The organism is Methanoregula sp. (assembly GCA_041645435.1).
Lineage (GTDB): Archaea > Halobacteriota > Methanomicrobia > Methanomicrobiales > Methanospirillaceae > Methanoregula.
In genome coordinates this window covers 120375-137121 of sequence record JBAZQB010000005.1, presented here as the reverse complement: position 1 = coordinate 137121, position 16747 = coordinate 120375, and the positions used below count along the sequence as shown (strand labels likewise).

Annotated in this window: 23 protein-coding genes; 18 read left to right on the top strand and 5 right to left on the bottom strand. The window is 55.4% G+C overall.

All coding sequences use genetic code 11. The features are described from left to right. Positions 1–232 precede the first annotated feature (232 nt). From WC593_11660 to WC593_11635, 6 genes are read left to right on the top strand one after another with little or no spacing between them, the layout of a single operon-like run. Positions 233–367 carry a hypothetical protein gene (locus WC593_11660; GenBank protein ID MFA4825796.1) on the top strand — a complete coding sequence of 45 codons (135 nt, stop codon included), beginning with the start codon at positions 233–235 and terminating at the stop codon, positions 365–367. 27 nt (positions 368–394) lie between these two features. Further along, positions 395–2605 (top strand): catalase/peroxidase HPI, encoded by a 2211-nt coding sequence (katG, locus tag WC593_11655; protein ID MFA4825795.1) that lies wholly within the window; start codon positions 395–397, stop codon positions 2603–2605. Next, entirely contained in the window at positions 2602–3678 is a 1077-nt protein-coding gene (locus WC593_11650) for a radical SAM protein (protein ID MFA4825794.1), read from the top strand. The genes katG and WC593_11650 overlap by 4 nt, the downstream gene beginning before the upstream one ends. Further along, positions 3675–4193 carry a siroheme decarboxylase subunit alpha gene (gene ahbA, locus WC593_11645; protein ID MFA4825793.1) on the top strand — a complete coding sequence of 173 codons (519 nt, stop codon included), beginning with the start codon at positions 3675–3677 and terminating at the stop codon, positions 4191–4193. Before WC593_11650 ends, ahbA begins: the two co-directional genes overlap by 4 nt. Next, positions 4180–4665 carry a siroheme decarboxylase subunit beta gene (gene ahbB, locus WC593_11640; GenBank protein MFA4825792.1) on the top strand — a complete coding sequence of 162 codons (486 nt, stop codon included), beginning with the start codon at positions 4180–4182 and terminating at the stop codon, positions 4663–4665. The genes ahbA and ahbB overlap by 14 nt, the downstream gene beginning before the upstream one ends. Then, positions 4665–5867, top strand: coding sequence for a radical SAM protein (locus WC593_11635; protein MFA4825791.1), 1203 nt, complete (start codon positions 4665–4667; stop codon positions 5865–5867). Before ahbB ends, WC593_11635 begins: the two co-directional genes overlap by 1 nt. A gap of 281 nt (positions 5868–6148) precedes the next feature. Here the strand turns inward: WC593_11635 and WC593_11630 are convergent, their stop codons facing one another. After that, positions 6149–6709 carry a putative zinc-binding protein gene (locus tag WC593_11630; protein ID MFA4825790.1) on the bottom strand — a complete coding sequence of 187 codons (561 nt, stop codon included), beginning with the start codon at positions 6707–6709 and terminating at the stop codon, positions 6149–6151. Between the two features lie 141 nt (positions 6710–6850). Here WC593_11630 and WC593_11625 point away from each other — a divergent pair, with 141 nt between their 5' ends. From WC593_11625 to WC593_11615, 3 genes are all read left to right on the top strand, one after another. Further along, positions 6851–7210: an ArsR family transcriptional regulator gene (locus tag WC593_11625; GenBank protein MFA4825789.1), complete on the top strand. Its 360-nt coding sequence runs from the start codon at positions 6851–6853 to the stop codon at positions 7208–7210. A gap of 153 nt (positions 7211–7363) precedes the next feature. Beyond that, the gene (locus tag WC593_11620) at positions 7364–8653 is read left to right on the top strand and encodes a GntP family permease (GenBank protein MFA4825788.1); all 1290 of its coding nucleotides are present in this window, start codon (positions 7364–7366) and stop codon (positions 8651–8653) included. Positions 8654–8749: 96 nt separating this feature from the next. Next, positions 8750–9379, top strand: coding sequence for a peptidase C39 family protein (locus WC593_11615; protein ID MFA4825787.1), 630 nt, complete (start codon positions 8750–8752; stop codon positions 9377–9379). Positions 9380–9397: 18 nt separating this feature from the next. Here WC593_11615 and WC593_11610 read toward each other — a convergent pair whose 3' ends face one another. The 4 genes from WC593_11610 to WC593_11595 form a co-directional block, all read right to left on the bottom strand. Continuing rightward, positions 9398–10153: an ABC transporter permease gene (locus WC593_11610; protein MFA4825786.1), complete on the bottom strand. Its 756-nt coding sequence runs from the start codon at positions 10151–10153 to the stop codon at positions 9398–9400. Then, positions 10150–11079 (bottom strand): ATP-binding cassette domain-containing protein, encoded by a 930-nt coding sequence (locus WC593_11605; GenBank protein ID MFA4825785.1) that lies wholly within the window; start codon positions 11077–11079, stop codon positions 10150–10152. Before WC593_11605 ends, WC593_11610 begins: the two co-directional genes overlap by 4 nt. 15 nt (positions 11080–11094) lie before the next feature. After that, a complete protein-coding gene (locus tag WC593_11600; protein ID MFA4825784.1) occupies positions 11095–11391 on the bottom strand; it encodes a hypothetical protein in 297 nt (98 codons plus the stop codon). 234 nt (positions 11392–11625) lie between these two features. After that, positions 11626–12018 carry a metalloregulator ArsR/SmtB family transcription factor gene (locus tag WC593_11595; protein MFA4825783.1) on the bottom strand — a complete coding sequence of 131 codons (393 nt, stop codon included), beginning with the start codon at positions 12016–12018 and terminating at the stop codon, positions 11626–11628. A gap of 82 nt (positions 12019–12100) precedes the next feature. On the opposite strand from WC593_11595, the gene WC593_11590 reads away from it, so the two are divergent. The 9 genes from WC593_11590 (at position 12101) to WC593_11550 (ending at position 16705) form a co-directional block, all read left to right on the top strand. Next, positions 12101–12487: a cupin domain-containing protein gene (locus WC593_11590; GenBank protein ID MFA4825782.1), complete on the top strand. Its 387-nt coding sequence runs from the start codon at positions 12101–12103 to the stop codon at positions 12485–12487. 8 nt (positions 12488–12495) lie between these two features. Then, complete coding sequence (locus WC593_11585; protein ID MFA4825781.1) at positions 12496–12759, top strand: hypothetical protein; 264 nt, start codon at positions 12496–12498, stop codon at positions 12757–12759. A gap of 30 nt (positions 12760–12789) precedes the next feature. Next, positions 12790–13026, top strand: a complete 237-nt coding sequence (locus WC593_11580) for a thioredoxin family protein (GenBank protein MFA4825780.1) — start codon at positions 12790–12792, stop codon at positions 13024–13026. A 5-nt stretch (positions 13027–13031) separates the two neighbouring features. Further along, complete coding sequence (locus tag WC593_11575) at positions 13032–13496, top strand: putative zinc-binding protein (GenBank protein MFA4825779.1); 465 nt, start codon at positions 13032–13034, stop codon at positions 13494–13496. Positions 13497–13534: 38 nt separating this feature from the next. Beyond that, a complete protein-coding gene (locus WC593_11570) occupies positions 13535–13813 on the top strand; it encodes a ferredoxin-thioredoxin reductase catalytic domain-containing protein (protein MFA4825778.1) in 279 nt (92 codons plus the stop codon). Further along, complete coding sequence (locus WC593_11565; protein MFA4825777.1) at positions 13814–14161, top strand: putative zinc-binding protein; 348 nt, start codon at positions 13814–13816, stop codon at positions 14159–14161. 4 nt (positions 14162–14165) lie between these two features. Continuing rightward, the gene (locus tag WC593_11560; GenBank protein MFA4825776.1) at positions 14166–15125 is read left to right on the top strand and encodes a permease; all 960 of its coding nucleotides are present in this window, start codon (positions 14166–14168) and stop codon (positions 15123–15125) included. Between the two features lie 24 nt (positions 15126–15149). Next, on the top strand, positions 15150–15584 hold the full coding sequence (locus tag WC593_11555; protein ID MFA4825775.1) for a C-GCAxxG-C-C family protein: 435 nt from the start codon (positions 15150–15152) through the stop codon (positions 15582–15584). Between the two features lie 71 nt (positions 15585–15655). Beyond that, positions 15656–16705, top strand: a complete 1050-nt coding sequence (locus WC593_11550) for an arsenic resistance protein (protein MFA4825774.1) — start codon at positions 15656–15658, stop codon at positions 16703–16705. The last annotated feature ends 42 nt before the right edge of the window (positions 16706–16747 follow it).

The following is a 16747-nucleotide window of genomic DNA, read 5'->3' as shown; positions in this document are numbered from 1 at the left end:
CGTTAGATAATTTAATTTCCTAAAATTTGGAGAAGAGCCAAAATAGTCGGTGATGTTCCCGGCCATTTGTTCTGTCTCGACCATCAGCTCGGGAAACGGGAATAGATCCCCATTTCACTTTTTTGACAGTTATCATGTATGGGCTGCCTCCTGCCGGTATCGTTGAATACGACTTATGCCCGAAACCCTATCTTATTAAATATGACCGGGGCAATTCTTCCATTGATCCACCGTGGCAAGGAAAACCCTCACGACAGAGCAGGGTATTCCGGTTGTTGACAACCAGAACTCCGTAACCATATCCGCTGCTGAAGTAACCGTTAGCTGGGCGGGCAAAAGGAACACTAAAAGGCATCACCGTGGATAAAACCATACAACGATAGGAGATGATGTTATGACTGACGATAGCAAGCTCCCGGCAATGAGCGGGGAAAACAAACAGTCAACCGGGCAGGTCAGGTCCAACCGTGACTGGTGGCCGAACCAGTTGAACCTGAAGGTTCTTCACCAGCACTCTTCCCTCTCCAACCCGATGGGCGGGGAGTTCAACTACGCTGAGGAATTCAGGAAACTCGACCTGGCGGCCGTGAAGAAGGATCTCCGTGAACTGATGACCGGCTCGCAGGAGTGGTGGCCGGCGGACTTCGGCCACTACGGGCCCCTGTTCATCCGCATGGCATGGCACAGCGCCGGCACGTACCGTATGGGTGATGGTCGCGGCGGTGCCGGTGCCGGCCAGCAGCGGTTCCCGCCCCTCAACAGCTGGCCCGACAACGCGAACCTTGACAAGGCACGCCGGCTGCTCTGGCCGATCAAGCAGAAGTACGGCAGGAAAATCTCCTGGGCCGATCTCATGATCCTTGCGGGCAACGTCGCCCTGGAGTCGATGGGGTTCAAAACCTTCGGCTTTGCCGGCGGCCGTGCTGATGTCTGGGAGCCGGAAGAAGCCGTATACTGGGGTTCTGAGAACAAGTGGCTGGATGACAAGCGCTACTCCGGCAACCGGAACCTCGAAAAGCCGCTCGCTGCCGTGCAGATGGGGCTTATCTACGTCAATCCGGAAGGCCCGAACGGTGTCCCGGACCCGGTCGCAGCGGCAAAGGATATCCGCGAGACCTTCGCCCGCATGGCCATGAACGACGAGGAGACCGTTGCACTCATCGCCGGGGGTCACTCCTTTGGCAAAACCCACGGCGCCGGCCCGGCGACCCATGTGGGACCTGAGCCCGAAGCAGCGGGCATCGAGGAGCAGGGCCTGGGCTGGAAGAGCAGCTTCGGTACCGGCAAGGGCGGGGACACGATTACCAGCGGCCTGGAAGTCACCTGGACCAGTACGCCGACGAAATGGAGCAAAAACTTCTTCCGGATCCTGTTCGAGAACGAGTGGGAACTGATAAAGAGCCCGGCCGGTGCGTACCAGTGGCAGCCGAAGGGGGGCATATCCGCCGATACGGTTCCGGATGCCCACGACAAATCGAAGCGTCGCCCGCCCGGTATGCTGACTACGGATCTTTCCCTGCGGTTCGACCCCGCCTACGAAAAGATTTCACGTCGTTTCTACGAGCACCCGGACCAGCTCGCGGACGCATTTGCCCGGGCATGGTTCAAGCTGACGCACCGCGACATGGGTCCCCGTGCATGCTATCTCGGCCCGGAAGTTCCTGCCGAAGAACTCATCTGGCAGGACCTCATCCCCGCCGTCAATCACAAACTGATCGATGCAAAGGACATTGCCTCCCTCAAAAAGAAGATCCTGGCGTCCGGCCTGTCGGTTTCCGAACAGGTCTCAACCGCGTGGGCCTCGGCCTCCACCTTCCGCGGCTCCGACAAGCGCGGTGGTGCCAACGGTGCCCGTATCCGCCTGGCGCCGCAGAAGGATTGGGAAGTCAACCAGCCGGCCCGGCTGGCGAATGTGCTCACGGCGCTGGAGGGTATCCAGAGCGAGTTCAACAAGGCGCAAAAAGGAGGCAAAAAGGTATCGCTCGCCGACCTGATTGTCCTGGCCGGCTGCGCCGGTGTCGAGCAGGCAGCGAAGAATGCCGGCCATGCGGTAAAGGTCCCCTTTACGCCGGGACGCATGGATGCCTCGCAGGAAAAGACCGATGTGGCATCCTTTGCCGTGCTCGAACCAAAGGCAGACGGCTTCCGCAACTACCTTGGGGGCAAATTTGCCGCATCGGCGGAGGAGTTGCTGGTTGACAAGGCGCAACTGCTGACCCTGACCGCGCCCGAGATGACGGTGCTCGTCGGCGGGTTGCGCGTGCTGAACACCAACTCCGGACAGACCCGGCACGGCGTTTTTACCAAAAAGCCAGAAGCTCTCACCAACGACTTTTTCGTGAACCTGCTCGACATGGGTACGGAGTGGAAGGCGGTCTCGAAAGACGCTGATGTGTTTGAAGGACACGATCGCAAGACTGGCGAAGTCCGGTGGACCGGCACGCGTGTCGATCTCATCTTCGGTTCGAACTCCCAGCTCCGGGCCCTGGCAGAAGTCTATGGAAGTGCGGACTCCCCGGAGAAGTTCCTGCACGACTTCGTGGCAGCCTGGACCAAAGTGATGAACCTTGATCGCTTCGATCTGGTAAAGGGACTGAAACATTGAACGGTACGGTGAATGCACCGCGTATCATCTCGTGGAATATCACCCTCAGGTGCCCCCTGAAGTGTTCCCACTGTTACGTGGATGCAGGCGAACAGGAAGCAGACGGAGTGCTCTCGACGCAGGAGGCATTTGCGGTCATCGACCAGATCCGGGCGACCGGCAGGCCGGTTGTCGTGCTGAGCGGGGGCGAGCCCCTGCTCCGTGAGGATGTGTATGATATTGCCCGGTACGGCATGGTGCAGGGCCTCCGGATGGTCATGGGTACCAGCGGGTACCTCATCAACCACGATACCGCGGTAAAACTCCGTAAGTCGGGTATCCGGGCGGTGGCCATCAGCCTGGATTCGAAACACCCGGAAGTTCACGACTCGTTCCGGGGTCTTGACGGCGTATGGGAGAGAGCCGTGCAGGCCATCGGGCATTGCCGCGATGCAGGAATCGGGGTCCAGATCAATATGTCGTTGATGCGATCTGCCATACGTGATGTCGAAGATGTGATAGAACTCGGGACTTCCCTTGGGGTCCGGACCTACCAGCTCTTCTTCCCCGTCCCTACCGGGCGGGCCCGGAAGATCGAGTCCCGCAGCCCGGAGGAGTACGAAGAACTGATCCGGCAGATCTTGATCCGGTACAGGGACAGCGACCTTAACATCCGTCCGACCTGCGCCCCGCAGTTCCTTCGTATCGCTGATGAGCAGGGCATACAAAACCCGGTATGGGGACGCGGCTGCCTTGCCGGCATCACCTATTGCCGGATATTTGCCAACGGAGATGTAACGCCCTGCCCCTACCTGCCGGTCAGCGCCGGTAATGTGCGGACCACTCCATTTTCGGAGATCTGGAACAACTCCCCGCTCTTCACGGCACTCCGCAATCCGGATCTCCTCACGGGAAAGTGCGGCCGGTGCGATTTCAAAACAAGGTGCGGCGGGTGCCGGGCCCGGGCGTACCGGCGGGAAGATGCAACCACCCCGCTCTGGTGCGACGGGCTTGCAACCCCGGAGGCAATCAGCGGGGAGTGCTGCGGCGAGGACCCGTGGTGCCCGTACCAACCTGCCGGGGTGAAACCGTGAGCAGTCCCACCCGATTTGAACCGGACCAGACCGATCTGGCCATACTTAATGTTCTTCAGGACGATCTCCCGCTGGTATCCCGGCCATGGAACTCAATCGCTAAACGGCTGGGCATTACCGAGACCGGGATTCTCGGCCGGATGCAACGGCTGGAAGAAGCAGGAATTATCCGGGGCATATCCCCGGTACTGGAATCCCGCCATCTCGGTCTGCACGCCGCAACCCTGGTTGCCCTCCGTGTGCCAGAAGAGAGAGTGAACGAAATTGCAGCCATCATCAGCAGTTATCCGGAAGTATCGCACAATTTCAGACGGGATCATTCCTACTCCCTCTGGTTCACGATTGCAGCACAGGACGGGGAAGGAGTCCAACGGGTTCTGCATGAAATTCTGGACAGGACCGGAATTTCAGCCTCCGATGTGCTTGATCTGCCAACGGTAAAAAAGATAAAAATAGATGTGCGCTTCTCCTTTTTGCCCGCACAATCCGGGGAGGTTCCTCATGGATCCGATTGATGTCGAATTACTCCGGGAACTGGAACGGGGCCTCCCGTTTGTTCCGGCTCCTTTCGAAGAGATCGGAAACCGACTGGACCTCACCGGCTGCGAAGTAATGGAAAGGATCGGGCACCTGAAGGAAGCAGGGATCATAAGGAAATTCCGGGCACGTATTGATCAGAGAAAGGTCGGGATCATCGCAAATGCTCTTGTGGCATGGAAACCGGCAGGATCTGGAGAAAATGATCCCGGAAAACGTCTCTCAGTATTTCCCGCTGTTACCCATTGTTATGAACGCAGGCCGGTACCGGGTCGCTGGGAGTACACTCATTACACGGTCCACCACGGCTATAGCAAAGACCAGGTGCTGGACGAAGTGAAGGCGGTTGCAGAGAAGACTGGCTGCCCGGATTATACCGTCCTCTTCAGTACCCGGGAGTTCAAGCGCGTGCCGAATGTACGGATGCGGGAGAACGGCGGTGGTGTCTGATGAACCGGATAACACAATGCATGCACGGGCGGGGAACGGTCAGCGGAATGATGAAGCACCGGCACAAACCGCAGGGTGATGTGCCGAGCAGCCTCCTTGCGTTTACCGGGATGTACCGGCCGGTGGTCTTCTGGAACCTCACGGATCGCTGCAACCTGAGCTGCACGCACTGCTACAGCAGGTCAGGACCGGGACGCACAACAGAAGGAGAGCTTTCAACTACCGAGGCATTCGGAGTAATCGACGATCTGGCAGCTATGGGTGTCCCGCTCATCCTGTTCACCGGTGGGGAACCCCTGATGCGTGCGGATATCTGGGAACTGGCGATGCATGCCAGGAGCCGCGGCCTCAAGATGGCACTCAGCACAAACGGTACGCTGATAACGCCGGATATTGCCCGCAGGATCAAAGAAAGCGGGATCGAATATGCCGGAATATCGCTGGATGGTGCGAACGCTGAGACGCATGACCGGTTCCGGAATTTCCCTGGTGCGTTTGAGCAGACGGTAAAGGCATTTGCTGCCTGTACGGAGGCGGGGCTCCGGTGCGGGGTCCGGGTCACGCTCACGAAAGAGAATTGCCATGAATTAGAAGCGCTTGTCGACCTCTCGCTTTCCCTCGGTGCCTCCCGGTTCTGCCTGTACTGGCTCGTGCCAACCGGACGAGGGAACGAATCCTATGCCCGGTTGCAACTGGACCGGGACGAGGTTATCGGTGCCCTCAGTCTTCTCTACCGAAAAGCAAAGGAGACGGATCCCGCCGCTATGGAGTACCTGACCGTAGATGCCCCGCAGGATTGCATCCATCTGCTCGCATCAATGGAGAGGGATGGATTGGAAGATCTCGCTGATGCCCGCGAGCTGCTCGAATCTTTGCAAGGCGGATGCAGTGCCGGCACCCGGGTGGCAAATATTGACACCCGGGGGAACGTGTATCCCTGCCAGTTCGCCCGCTCGCCGGAATTTCTTGTCGGGAATATCAGAAAACAGCCTTTCAGCAAGATCTGGTCGGACGGGGAGAACCCTGTATTTGCCCGGTTCCGGGAAAAGGATGTCCGGTTCGGGGGACGGTGTGGGATCTGCACCTATCGTGATCTCTGTGGGGGCGGGTGCCGGGTCCGGGCGCATGCGGTTGACGGGGACTATCTGGCAGAAGATCCCTTTTGTTTTATCGAGAAAGAGGGGATTAAGGTCAATAAGTAAAATAAGCCCAATTAAGGCTTCTTTTCCCCGACATCGATCCGGAAAACCCCGTAAATCCTCTCTTTTTAGCCCCTGTGGAAAATACACCATAATTTCGCCCTGATTGCCAAAATACGGCAGGAAACCCCCTCACCGGATGGCTCCCAAAGGCCCTTACATTCAGGCTTTTTTCGCTACGTAATTTAGCCTATCCGGACCCCATAAACCCTGCCGGAATGCGAATATGAAGCTCTTTTTTCCGGGAAGGGGATCAAAAAAAGCGGTAATTTGCCGCTCTTTTCTTACTGCCCGCAGCCACCGGAGCGTTTCGGTGTACACCCGCCACTAGCGCAAAGGGATTCCTTTTCAGGATTGCCGCAACAGGCTGCAGGTGTCACGTGGTCTTTTACCACCTGTTCGGCAACTTTGTACGCGTACACCGTGAACATCTCGTCCGGTACCTCATCGATTCCAAACGGCAGGTCGAGATTGTAGATCAGGTCCGCCCGCACGATTGCCGGCCGGAGTTCCGGAATGACCCCTTCCATCATCCGCGACGAGCAGTTGATAAAACATCCTTCAATCGCGATCACCTTTTCAGCTCTCCGGACCAGGTTCCGCTGGCCGGTATCTTTGGTGAATGCTCCCCCAAGGCAGATCCGCACCGTCCGGTCGCGGGCGAGCCGGTGGGCGACAAGGTTTGCAGCCCTCCGGGCCACCTCGCCCCGGGCACATGCCCCCTCGCAGGCCATCACGGCAATCTTTGGCGGGGTTGTGGAATTCTTTTCAGCATAATCCTCGCAGGCCGGGCATTTGCCGGTCACTTTTGCAATTTTTACGGTTTCGTAATCCATATCTTTCATCACTGCATGAACCGTGGATCGGGGAGTGCTATATACCCCGGAACCGGATTTCAAGAAAAATTGAAGAGCCGCGATCCTCTCAAATACCCGGGAGGTGATTCCAGCGAGCACCTTTTGTATTCTTCGTGCCTATCTCGTACCATGGCAACTGCCCGCTGCTGCCCTGCCGACTGCGCCCTGCGAAGCGACTGGGAAGACGAACTCCGTGCCGAGAAGGAGATGCTCGAGCGGGAGACGGTAACGGAATTACACACCCTCATGAAACTGCTCGCCCACCCGCTCCGCTTAAAGATCGTCCTGATGCTCCTGAAACGGGACCACTGCGTCTGCGAGTTCTTCTATGTCTTTGAAGAGCCGCAGAACCTTATCTCGTATAACCTGAAAAAACTCAAAGATGGCGGTCTTATCGATTCCTACTATCGCTCGAATCATAAAATATACAAAATGAACGAGGCGATGGTGCCGGTGATCCGGAAGATCACCGGGGCAGTAACCAGGTGATCCATGCGATCGCGTAAGATGCCCTCTCGCGAACCGGGTAATTCCGCTCAGCATCACAGGAATTTTTCAGGCTTGGGACAGGGTAACCTGGAAGGCAGGAAGTGACGGATACATTTCCAAGTCTTTTTCTTTCCGGTTGCAGGTATATTAACCATGGATCCCCTCATCGCGTTTGCGATCACCCTTATCCTCATCACCATTGTCAGCCTGTGGTACAGGATATCCCCGTTCTTCACCCTGATTGGCGGGGCAATCCTGTTCGGGCTCCTTGCGGGTATGACACCCGACGCTACTCTGGTTGGGATCGTCGCAGGTGTCGGCAAGGTATTTTCGGCATTTGGCATCATCATCCTCTGCGGGGCAGTCATTGCAAAACTCCTGCAGGAGCAGCACCAGATCGAAGAGATCGTTGCCGATATCCGGAGGTACGTGAAAAATCCCCCGGTGATTGCCGGGGTATCGGGGTATCTTCTGGCAGTGCCGATTACCTGCTGTGTCACCGCGTATATCATGTTAAACCCGATCCTCGACAGCCTTGAGAAAGACAGGACGAAGCGCAACGTGCTCCTGTATCTTGCTGCGGTCGGGAGCATCATCTCCTATGCTCTCATCTACCCCACACCGGTGGTCATCCCGCTCTACGAAGCATTCTCCGGGGGAATGAGCCCGCTCGTCTTTGACGCTGTATCTATCCCGCTCTCGCTTCTGCTATTGGGTGGAATCCTCCTGTACTTCCGGTTCGTCCATCCGGCTTCTTTCACCACAGAGAAAGATAAACCGGAAGCTCTGCCTCCTCAAAGTTATGGGGCCGAAAATCCGGTCCTGAACCAAGGGATTCACTGGCGGGCATGGGCTCCGTTTATTGCAATCCTGATTGCCATTCCGGTCTCCTTTCTGCTCCTGAACCTGTCGCATGTCAGTATTATCAATTTCATCATGCTTGTTGGCGCAGTGACCGCTATTGCCCTCGCTCCTTCAACAGTGCGGACACAGGGGTTGTCCGGGGGAGCCAAACACGCAGGCATGATCATCTTTGATATCTGCGGGGCGGGGGCACTCGGGTTTGTGATCGTCAAGAGCGGATTTGCCCAAATCGCCTTAGGCCAGCTGACGTTGCTGATCCCCATCATTCTCGTCCCATTCATCCTCGCCGCACTGATCGAGACTGCGCAGGGTTCACGGGTGGTTACCGCGGTGATCACGGCAGAAGTACTCGCAGGATCGGCCGTAGTCGGTGCCATCCACCCGCTCCCGCTCATCCTTCTCATCGGTGCCGGGTCGTGTGTTGTGTCCTACGTGACCGATCCCTACTTCTGGCTGGTCCAGCGGACCACCGGGGACGATATCAAGGCCGTGGTGAAAAATTACACGCTGCCCATCGCACTTGCCGGAGTCGGGATCTTTATTGTGGCCCTGGTACTGGAATACGGAGTTTACCGGTGAAGTAACGTGAAAAGAAAGGTTCAGGATATCATTTTATAATGCCGTGTCCTTTCCTGATCGTAGCCATCCAAATCACACAAAACATGAGGACAAGACATGCAGGCTGAGCACGGAGCGTCGATCCATCTGAGTATTCCCTTTTACCGGCAGCACTACGACATCACGTGCGGCCCGGCTTCACTGATGATGGCCATGAAATACCTAGATCATGACCTGCGCCTCGGAAAGGATCTGGAGATCGACATCTGGAGGGAGGGAAACCTCGTAGCAGTCTGTGGAACCAGCAGGTATGGTCTGGCTTATTCAGCGGCTGCCCGTGGATTTTCCGTAAGAGTTACCAGTAATACAGGGGGAATTGATTTTGTTGATACGTTCGTTCCGCCACTTGACAGTCCGGCCATGCTGTTGCTTAAGGAGCAGTTTTACGAAAGAAGAGCCCGGTGCAGAAAACTGGGTGTCCGCGAAAGACAGGTAACAATCACTGGCAAAATCCTCCGTGAGTCTCTTTTTTCGAATCATGTTCCGTTGATCGTGACAAACACCTTGTTTTACAGCAAAGAAGACCTGCCCCACTGGGTTGCAGTGACCGGCATCGATGACAAATTTTTGTACTTCAACGATCCCTCTGATGCAAGGCATAAAAAGAGAAAAATCGGGCTGCCCGCACTTTCAGAGTTTGTCGGGTATCACGGCGATCAATCCATGGTCGAGGTCTGGAAACAATAATTTCCGGCTGTTTTACCCTCACATCCTTTTCGGCATGGTCCTCTTGTGCAGGTACATCGTGCCGACCGTAAACACAACAGTGAATACCACTAGTGCTGCGATGTCGATCCAGACGGGGAAATAGTGTACATCGGTAAACGAGAAACGAACAAGATCCGTGAAGTAGGTGAGCGGCGAGAACACTGAAAGCACCAGACCCCAGAACGGCATCTGTTCCAGCGGGACGAAGATGCCGGAGATGAAGACGAGCGGGAACTTGATCAGCGACGAGAGCATCATGATGTTCGATGGTACGTTTGTCGGAGGTACCGCGAGCAGCATCCCGATTGCGGAGAAGCAGCAGGCTGCAATGAGGATGGCTGCAAGCAGCGTGATGCCGTGGAGGAGCGGAAGCCCGAGCACCAGCCCGATGAGGACTGTAATAATCGTAATCCCAATACCGAAAAGGGTGGAGGCGATCATGTCGCCAAAGACAATCGCCTCGACCGTAACCGGGCACGAAGCGAGCCGCTCAAGGGTCTTGGCCTGCCCTTCCCACGGGAATATAGCGGGGGATACCGCAGTGGCCGTAAAAAAGAGTGTCATCCCTACCAGACCTGAAATGAGGAATGAAAGGGGAAGTTGCCTGCCCCCCATCAGGAAGGCAAGGAACATGAAGAGCGGCATGAAGACGCCGAAGATAAGAACCGGGCCTTTGATGTAATAGATACGGATGTCTTTCTTGGCAATCGCCCAGGACCTCCGGACCTGCTCGGAGAATCCAGCCGGGTTCATGGTTGTGCCTCCTGTGTCAGCCGGAGGAACGCTTCATCGAGAGAGGGGGCCAGCGTGTTCAGCGTGACAATTGCCGCACCGTTCTGCCGGCTGAAAGTTGCAAGGGAATGGATGGCCGCATCTTTGTTCTGGGTAGTGATCTGCCATTTGTCACCGGCCCGGTTCGCCGTCATGACACCATCAAGTCCTGCAAGGGCGTTGTCGGGCACGTCACGGTCAAAACTCACTTCGATCCTGTGCACCCGGTCTATAGCCGTCTTGAGTTTTTCCGGTGCATCGATGGCCACCATCTTCCCTGCCCGGATGATGCCGACACGGTGGCAGAGCCGGTTGGCCTCCTCCATGTTGTGCGTGGTGAGGAAGATGGTGGTTCCCTGCGTGTTCAGGTCACGGAGCAGGGAGAGGATCATATGCGTGCTCTGCACATCGAGACCGCTCGTAGGTTCATCGAGGAAGAGGAGTTCTGGTTCGTGGATAAGCGCCATAGCGAGGATGAGCCGCTGCTTCATGCCTTTGGAATACGCCTGCACTTTCTGGTCTTTGCGCTCAAGGAGCCCTACCATGCCAAGCAGTTCGGATGCACGCTGCTCTGCCCGGGCACGGGAAAGTCCGTACAATTCGCCCATAAGCATCAGGTTCTGCCATGCGGTAAGATCGGTGTAGGCATTCGATGTCTCCGGTACGACACCGAATCCCTGTTTTGCCATGACCGGCTCGGACCGGATATCATGGCCGAGGATCGTGGCAGTTCCGGCATCGGGGGGGATGACACCGGTCAGCATCCGGGTGGTGGTGGTCTTTCCGGCACCGTTGGGGCCGAGGAAACCAAAGATCTCACCCCGCTGGACATCGAACGATATATGGTCTACGGCAGTGCTGCTGCCAAAAATTTTCGTCAGATTCGAAGCCTGGATTATCGCGGCCATAGGGTTCTCATCTCCTCATACATCTTCGCGGATGCCAAGGAGGACCATCTTCTGATCACAGCGGATCCCCCGGTTCTCATCCTTTTTCACCGATACGAGATGCCAGGGTTTCACAGGATGCTCAACGGCTCCCGATGTGATAACCCCTTTACCTTGCAGAACAACAAACACGACGGCATACGGTTCCGGGTGCGGCGGAATCACCTGCCCTGTTTCAAGGCCGACGATCACTATGTTCGAACCTGCGGTTTTCATCAGGTCTTTTTTGACCGGGCCGGATGCGGAGAATTCCGCTGCGCTCAGAAGATCCATAGTACCCTCCCCGTATTTAGAAGGGTTCCGATTCTCCGGTTTATTCCACCAAGATGAATTTTCTTTATGATCTTCATCATTGGATGGTGGAGCTTGAAGTAAATAAAAGATATTCGGGATTTTTTGAAATGCCCGAACCGTTCCTGTTCTATGAGAATCACCGAATTCAGATTATCCCATTCCCGTTAATTTTGACAATATAGTACACTCCGACGATGAGAGAACGCACCGGGTTCATGATGCCAGCGCCTTGCGCCCGCGTTCGGTGATGCTGTAGATGATCCAGTTGCCGTGATATTCGCCTTCGATCAGCCCACTCTCTTTCAAAATATTCAGGTGATAGGAGAGTTTCGACCCGGCAAGGCGCATGAACCGGTTGATGACGCAGACACAGAGCGGTTGATCGCGGAGCAGGTAGAGGATAGTCAGCCTCAGCGGGTCGGCAAGCGCGTGATAGATCCGGCTCTCCCTCTCAAGATCCCCGGATGCAGGGATCCGCTCCGCAAGGGCTTCGAATCCCCCGAGGTCATCGAGGTCCTTCTGAATTTGCTCGGGAAGATCCATTTCCGTTTCCCCGGAGTCCTTCTTACTTTTTGTCCCGCAACAGGACAGGTTCACGCGTTTCACTTCAAATTAATCTGAAATGGCAAGATATATAATCTTGCCCTGTTTACATTGATTCAACAAAATTTGAAATGAAGTGAGCCTTTTGGAACCAAACCAATTATCAGACCGGCACGCCACGGTAGTCGTGCCCGGACAGACAGTCACGCTGGAATCCCTGCCGTGGAATCCGCACCCGAAGTTTGCCGGGGTCTTTCTCCGGCACCTGGTGACAGGAAAAGATACCGGGGGGCGTATGAGCCTGCATCACGTACGAATTGATCCCGGCTGTGCCATTGGTGATCACACGCATGCCGGTCAGGTTGAGATCCATGATGTGCTGAGAGGTGCCGGGGCCTGCACGCTTGCCGGAACAAAGATTCCCTACATCCCCGGTGTTGTCGGGATCATGCCCTCTGATCAGGTGCACCGCGTCGAGGCCGGAGACAAAGGGTTGCTCCTGCTGGCGACATTCTCGCCCCCGCTCGTGTGAGGTGCTCTATGGAATACGACAACAAACCCTGCTGTGCTGCCGATGCACTCCGGCGGATCCGGCAAATCCCGATCAACGGGATTCCGACCGGGATCTGTATGCTCGATGAATGCATTGCAGAAGTAACAACGCAGAACCTGAAAAACGAACCGGAGATCCGGGCTGCACTCCTCAAACGAATAAAGGTGTACAATTACATTCCCCGGAATGTCGAGGAGGAATATGCCCGTGCGCTCCTCGAAGAATACAGGAAAGCGCCGGTGAAAACATGAAGCAAAACATGTCCATCCTGGTGTGACCTCATGACAAAAATTGAAATTCTCGGAACCGGCTGTGCAAAGTGCAGGCGTCTCTTTGCCAATGCCGAACAGGCAGTAAAGGAGCTGAAGATCACGGCAGAGATCGTCAAAGTGGACGACCTTGTCGAAATTGTCGGGCGTGGTGTCATGCTCCCGCCGGCACTCTCCATTAACGGTGAAGTGCGGGCGGAAGGCCGGGTGCCTGATGTGAATGAGATCAAGAAAATATTAACGGAGTGAAAATAATGACAGAAAAATCCACATGTTCATGCGGAGCAAACGAACCAAAAAGGATCATCTTTCCCTGTGCCGGGCAGGCAAATGTCGGACAACTGACCAACCTCGCGGCTCTCCAGCTGACGGAGGAAGGGTACGGGAGCATCGCCTGCGCTTCACTGCTCGCGATCGGTGCGGAAAGCCTTGTCGCCAACGCGATGAATGCCGATGAAGTCGTCATCCTCGATGGCTGCCCGATGCTGTGCGCAAAGAAGATTGCCGGTGCACAGGGAGTTGCAGCAGGACAGCACCTTGTCGTGACCGAACTCGGCATCACCAAAGGACCATCGAAATCCTACACGAACGACGATATCGAGAAGATCGCTGCTGCGTGCTGGAAGGGTGAAGGCCGGACGAAAAAGACTGCAACCCCGGACAAGAAGGCCGGCGGGAAAGACAGTGGGTGCGGTTGCGGGTGCGGCGGGACCTGCTGAGGTAGTAAGGGGCGAGAACTACGGCTGACGAAGCAGAGATCCGTGCGTGGGCTGAAGAGTACGCAAAAGAGAATGGCTGGGTGCTGAACCCGGACAAAAAAGTACTCGATACGATAATCCGGGGGCTCGCACGCAACGAGCGGAAGTTCGGCGAGCGGTACTGCCCGTGCCGGCTCCGGTCCAGGGATGTGGAGAAGGACCGGGCGATCATCTGCCCGTGCATCTACCACCGGGATGAGATCGCGAAAGACGGGCACTGCCACTGCCTGCTCTACTTCCGTAAAGATGCCGCAGAGTTGATGACGGGGGGAAAATAAGTGACCTACGCACTCGTAACCTGTTCCGGCATATCGAATACCGGGAGACTTACAACACAGGCAGCCCACCTCCTGCTTCAGCGAAAGCCGGGGCAGTACGTGTGGATGCATGCCAAGCAGTCTGCTGCGACGCTGGAAGCGGAGATCGGGGACGCGGAACAGGTAATCGTGATCGACGGCTGCACGGATTGCTGTGCGACGAAGAAACTTTCAGCCTCCCACCTCGCGCCCCATCATCACATCATCGCGACCGAACTCGGCATCGAGAAGAAGGGGATGGGCGAGGTGCAGTACGATGAGATCGAGAGAGTTGTTGCGGCTGTTGATCAGAAAATAACCGGAGGATAACACCATGCAGGATTATTTACAACTATTCGCCGATTGGGTGACATACACGATCCTCGGACTTGTGCAAGGCTCTCCCCTCGCATCATCGGTGAACTTCTTTGTCTACGATTCGATCAAGGTAACGCTCCTTCTTGCTGTGATCGTCTTTGCGGTCGGCATTGTCCGCACGTATATCACCCCGCAAAAAGTGAAGAAATGGGTAGCGGGACGCACCGAAGGGGTGGGTAACGTGATTGCCGCCCTTCTCGGCATCCCCACGCCGTTCTGCTCCTGCTCGGCGGTGCCGCTCTTCATCGGCTTTGTGGAGTCCGGCGTACCGCTCGGCATCACGTTCTCGTTCCTCATTGCCTCCCCGCTGATCAACGAGGTCGCTGCTGCCATGCTCCTTGCCATGTTCGGCTGGCAGATTGCGCTTATCTATATCGTCTCCGGTCTCATCATCGCGATCGTAGCCGGCATCATCATCGGGCGCCTCCACCTTGAAGGCGAGGTCGAGGAATTTGTCTACAAGTGCAAATTGCACGAGCAGGCAGAAAAGGAGATGACCGGGAGGGAACGGCTCATCTTTGCCAGAAACGAATCCCGGGATATCACGTTAAAGGTGCTGCCTTACATCCTCATCGGGATTGCCATCGGGGCGGTCATCCACGGGTACGCCCCGGCAGATTTCCTCGTCAATATCGCAGGACCGGATAATCCGCTCGCGGTTCCCATAGCAGTGCTGATCGGCATTCCGCTTTACTCGAATGCAGCAGGAATGATCCCGATCATGGAGGTGCTCACCGCAAAAGGCATGGCTATGGGTACCGCCCTTGCGTTCATGATGGCTGTTATCGGGCTCTCGCTTCCCGAGATGATCATCCTGCGGAAAGTGATAAAGATCAAACTGCTCCTGGTTTTTGCCGGCATCCTGTTCGTCTCGTTCACGCTGACGGGGTATTTGTTTAATGCAATACTGGGATAACCTAATAATAACCGGAGATATGTCGTGACAAAATCCAATGATGCGCTGACCAGTTTTAAGAGCGGGTTCACGTGCTCCTCAGCAGTGTTCTCCGCTTTCTCTGACGAACTGGGGCTGGACGGGGATACTGCAAAAAAGATTGCCTGCGGTTTTGGTGCCGGAATCTCAAGGACCGGCAATATCTGTGGTGCCGTATCCGGGGCGATCATGGTCATTGGCCTTAAATATGGCAAGACTCTGGAGGGCGATGATGCCGCAACCGAGAAGACGCGGGCACTGGTCCGGCAATTTATCCATGAGTTTATCGAAAAGAACGGCTCGATCAACTGCACGGAACTGCTCGGCTATGATCTGAGTGATCCGAAAGCGTTCTCTGCGGCCAGGGACAGTGGCCTGTTCTGGACGAAATGCCCGGCACTTGTACGGGATTCTACCGGAATCCTTGAAAAAATACTATGATGAAAACGATGACGATGATGGAACAACCTCAGATAACTTCCTGAAATTTAAAAAAAAAGGGATGGATTGAAATGACAGATGGTTCTGCTGGACTGGGCTGGGTTGAGAAACTGCTGGCCCTGTGGATATTTCTCTGCATTGTGATCGGGCTGGCTCTCGGGAAGTACTTACCGGAATTCAGCCAGAATCTTGCGATTGGTATCCCGATTGGGTTATTTTTAATGATCTATCCGGCGATGACGAAGATCGAACTGGGAGAACTCAAAGATGCCCTCAAGAGCAAGAAACAGGTTGGCATCATCATTTTTTTCAATTATCTGGTGAATCCCTTCCTGCTCTACATCATAGGATACATCTTCTTTGAGAAGATCCTGCTCGGTCTGGGTTGGATCACTCCTGAAGCCGCCAGTTACCTGTGGACAGGGCTCATCCTCCTGGGTGTTGCGCCGTGCATCGCGATGGTGCTTGTGTGGACCGACCTTGCCAAAGGGAACGGCCCGCTGGGGATCGTGCTCATGGCATGGAACTCAATTATCCAAGTGCTCACGACTCCACTCTACATTGCCCTTCTCGTCGGCACCTATATCGCGATCGATATCGGCATGATCGTACAGAGTGTCCTTCTCTATCTCGGTCTGCCCCTGCTGTTCGGTGTTCTCACCCGCAGGGAAGTGATCAGACGGAAGGGTGTGGAATGGTTAAACACCCAACTGATTCCGCGCTTCAACGCCCTGCAACTCCTTGCGCTGCTGTTCACAATGATTGTCATGTTCTCGCTGAAAGGCGGGGTCATCATCGACAACCCGAACCTCATCTGGCAGATGGCGATCCCGGTGGTCCTGTTCTTCTTCCTGTTGTTCCATGTCGTCTATTATACAACCAGGCGCATGGGATACAACTACGAAGATTCCGCTACCATGGGATTCCATTGTACCGGCAGGAACTTTGAGCTGGCAATTGCAATTGCACTGACAGCATTTGCAACGATGCCAATGGTTGCAGTCTCCACGGTTGTCGGACCCCTCATCGAGATCCCCGTCATGCTGGCAATCGTGTGGCTGTCCCTGAGAAGGAGAGAGCGGATAAAGCAACAGGAAAAGGGAATATGTCCTGATTTATGAGAGAACCATAAAAAATCGTTTGATAAATAAACCAACCATATC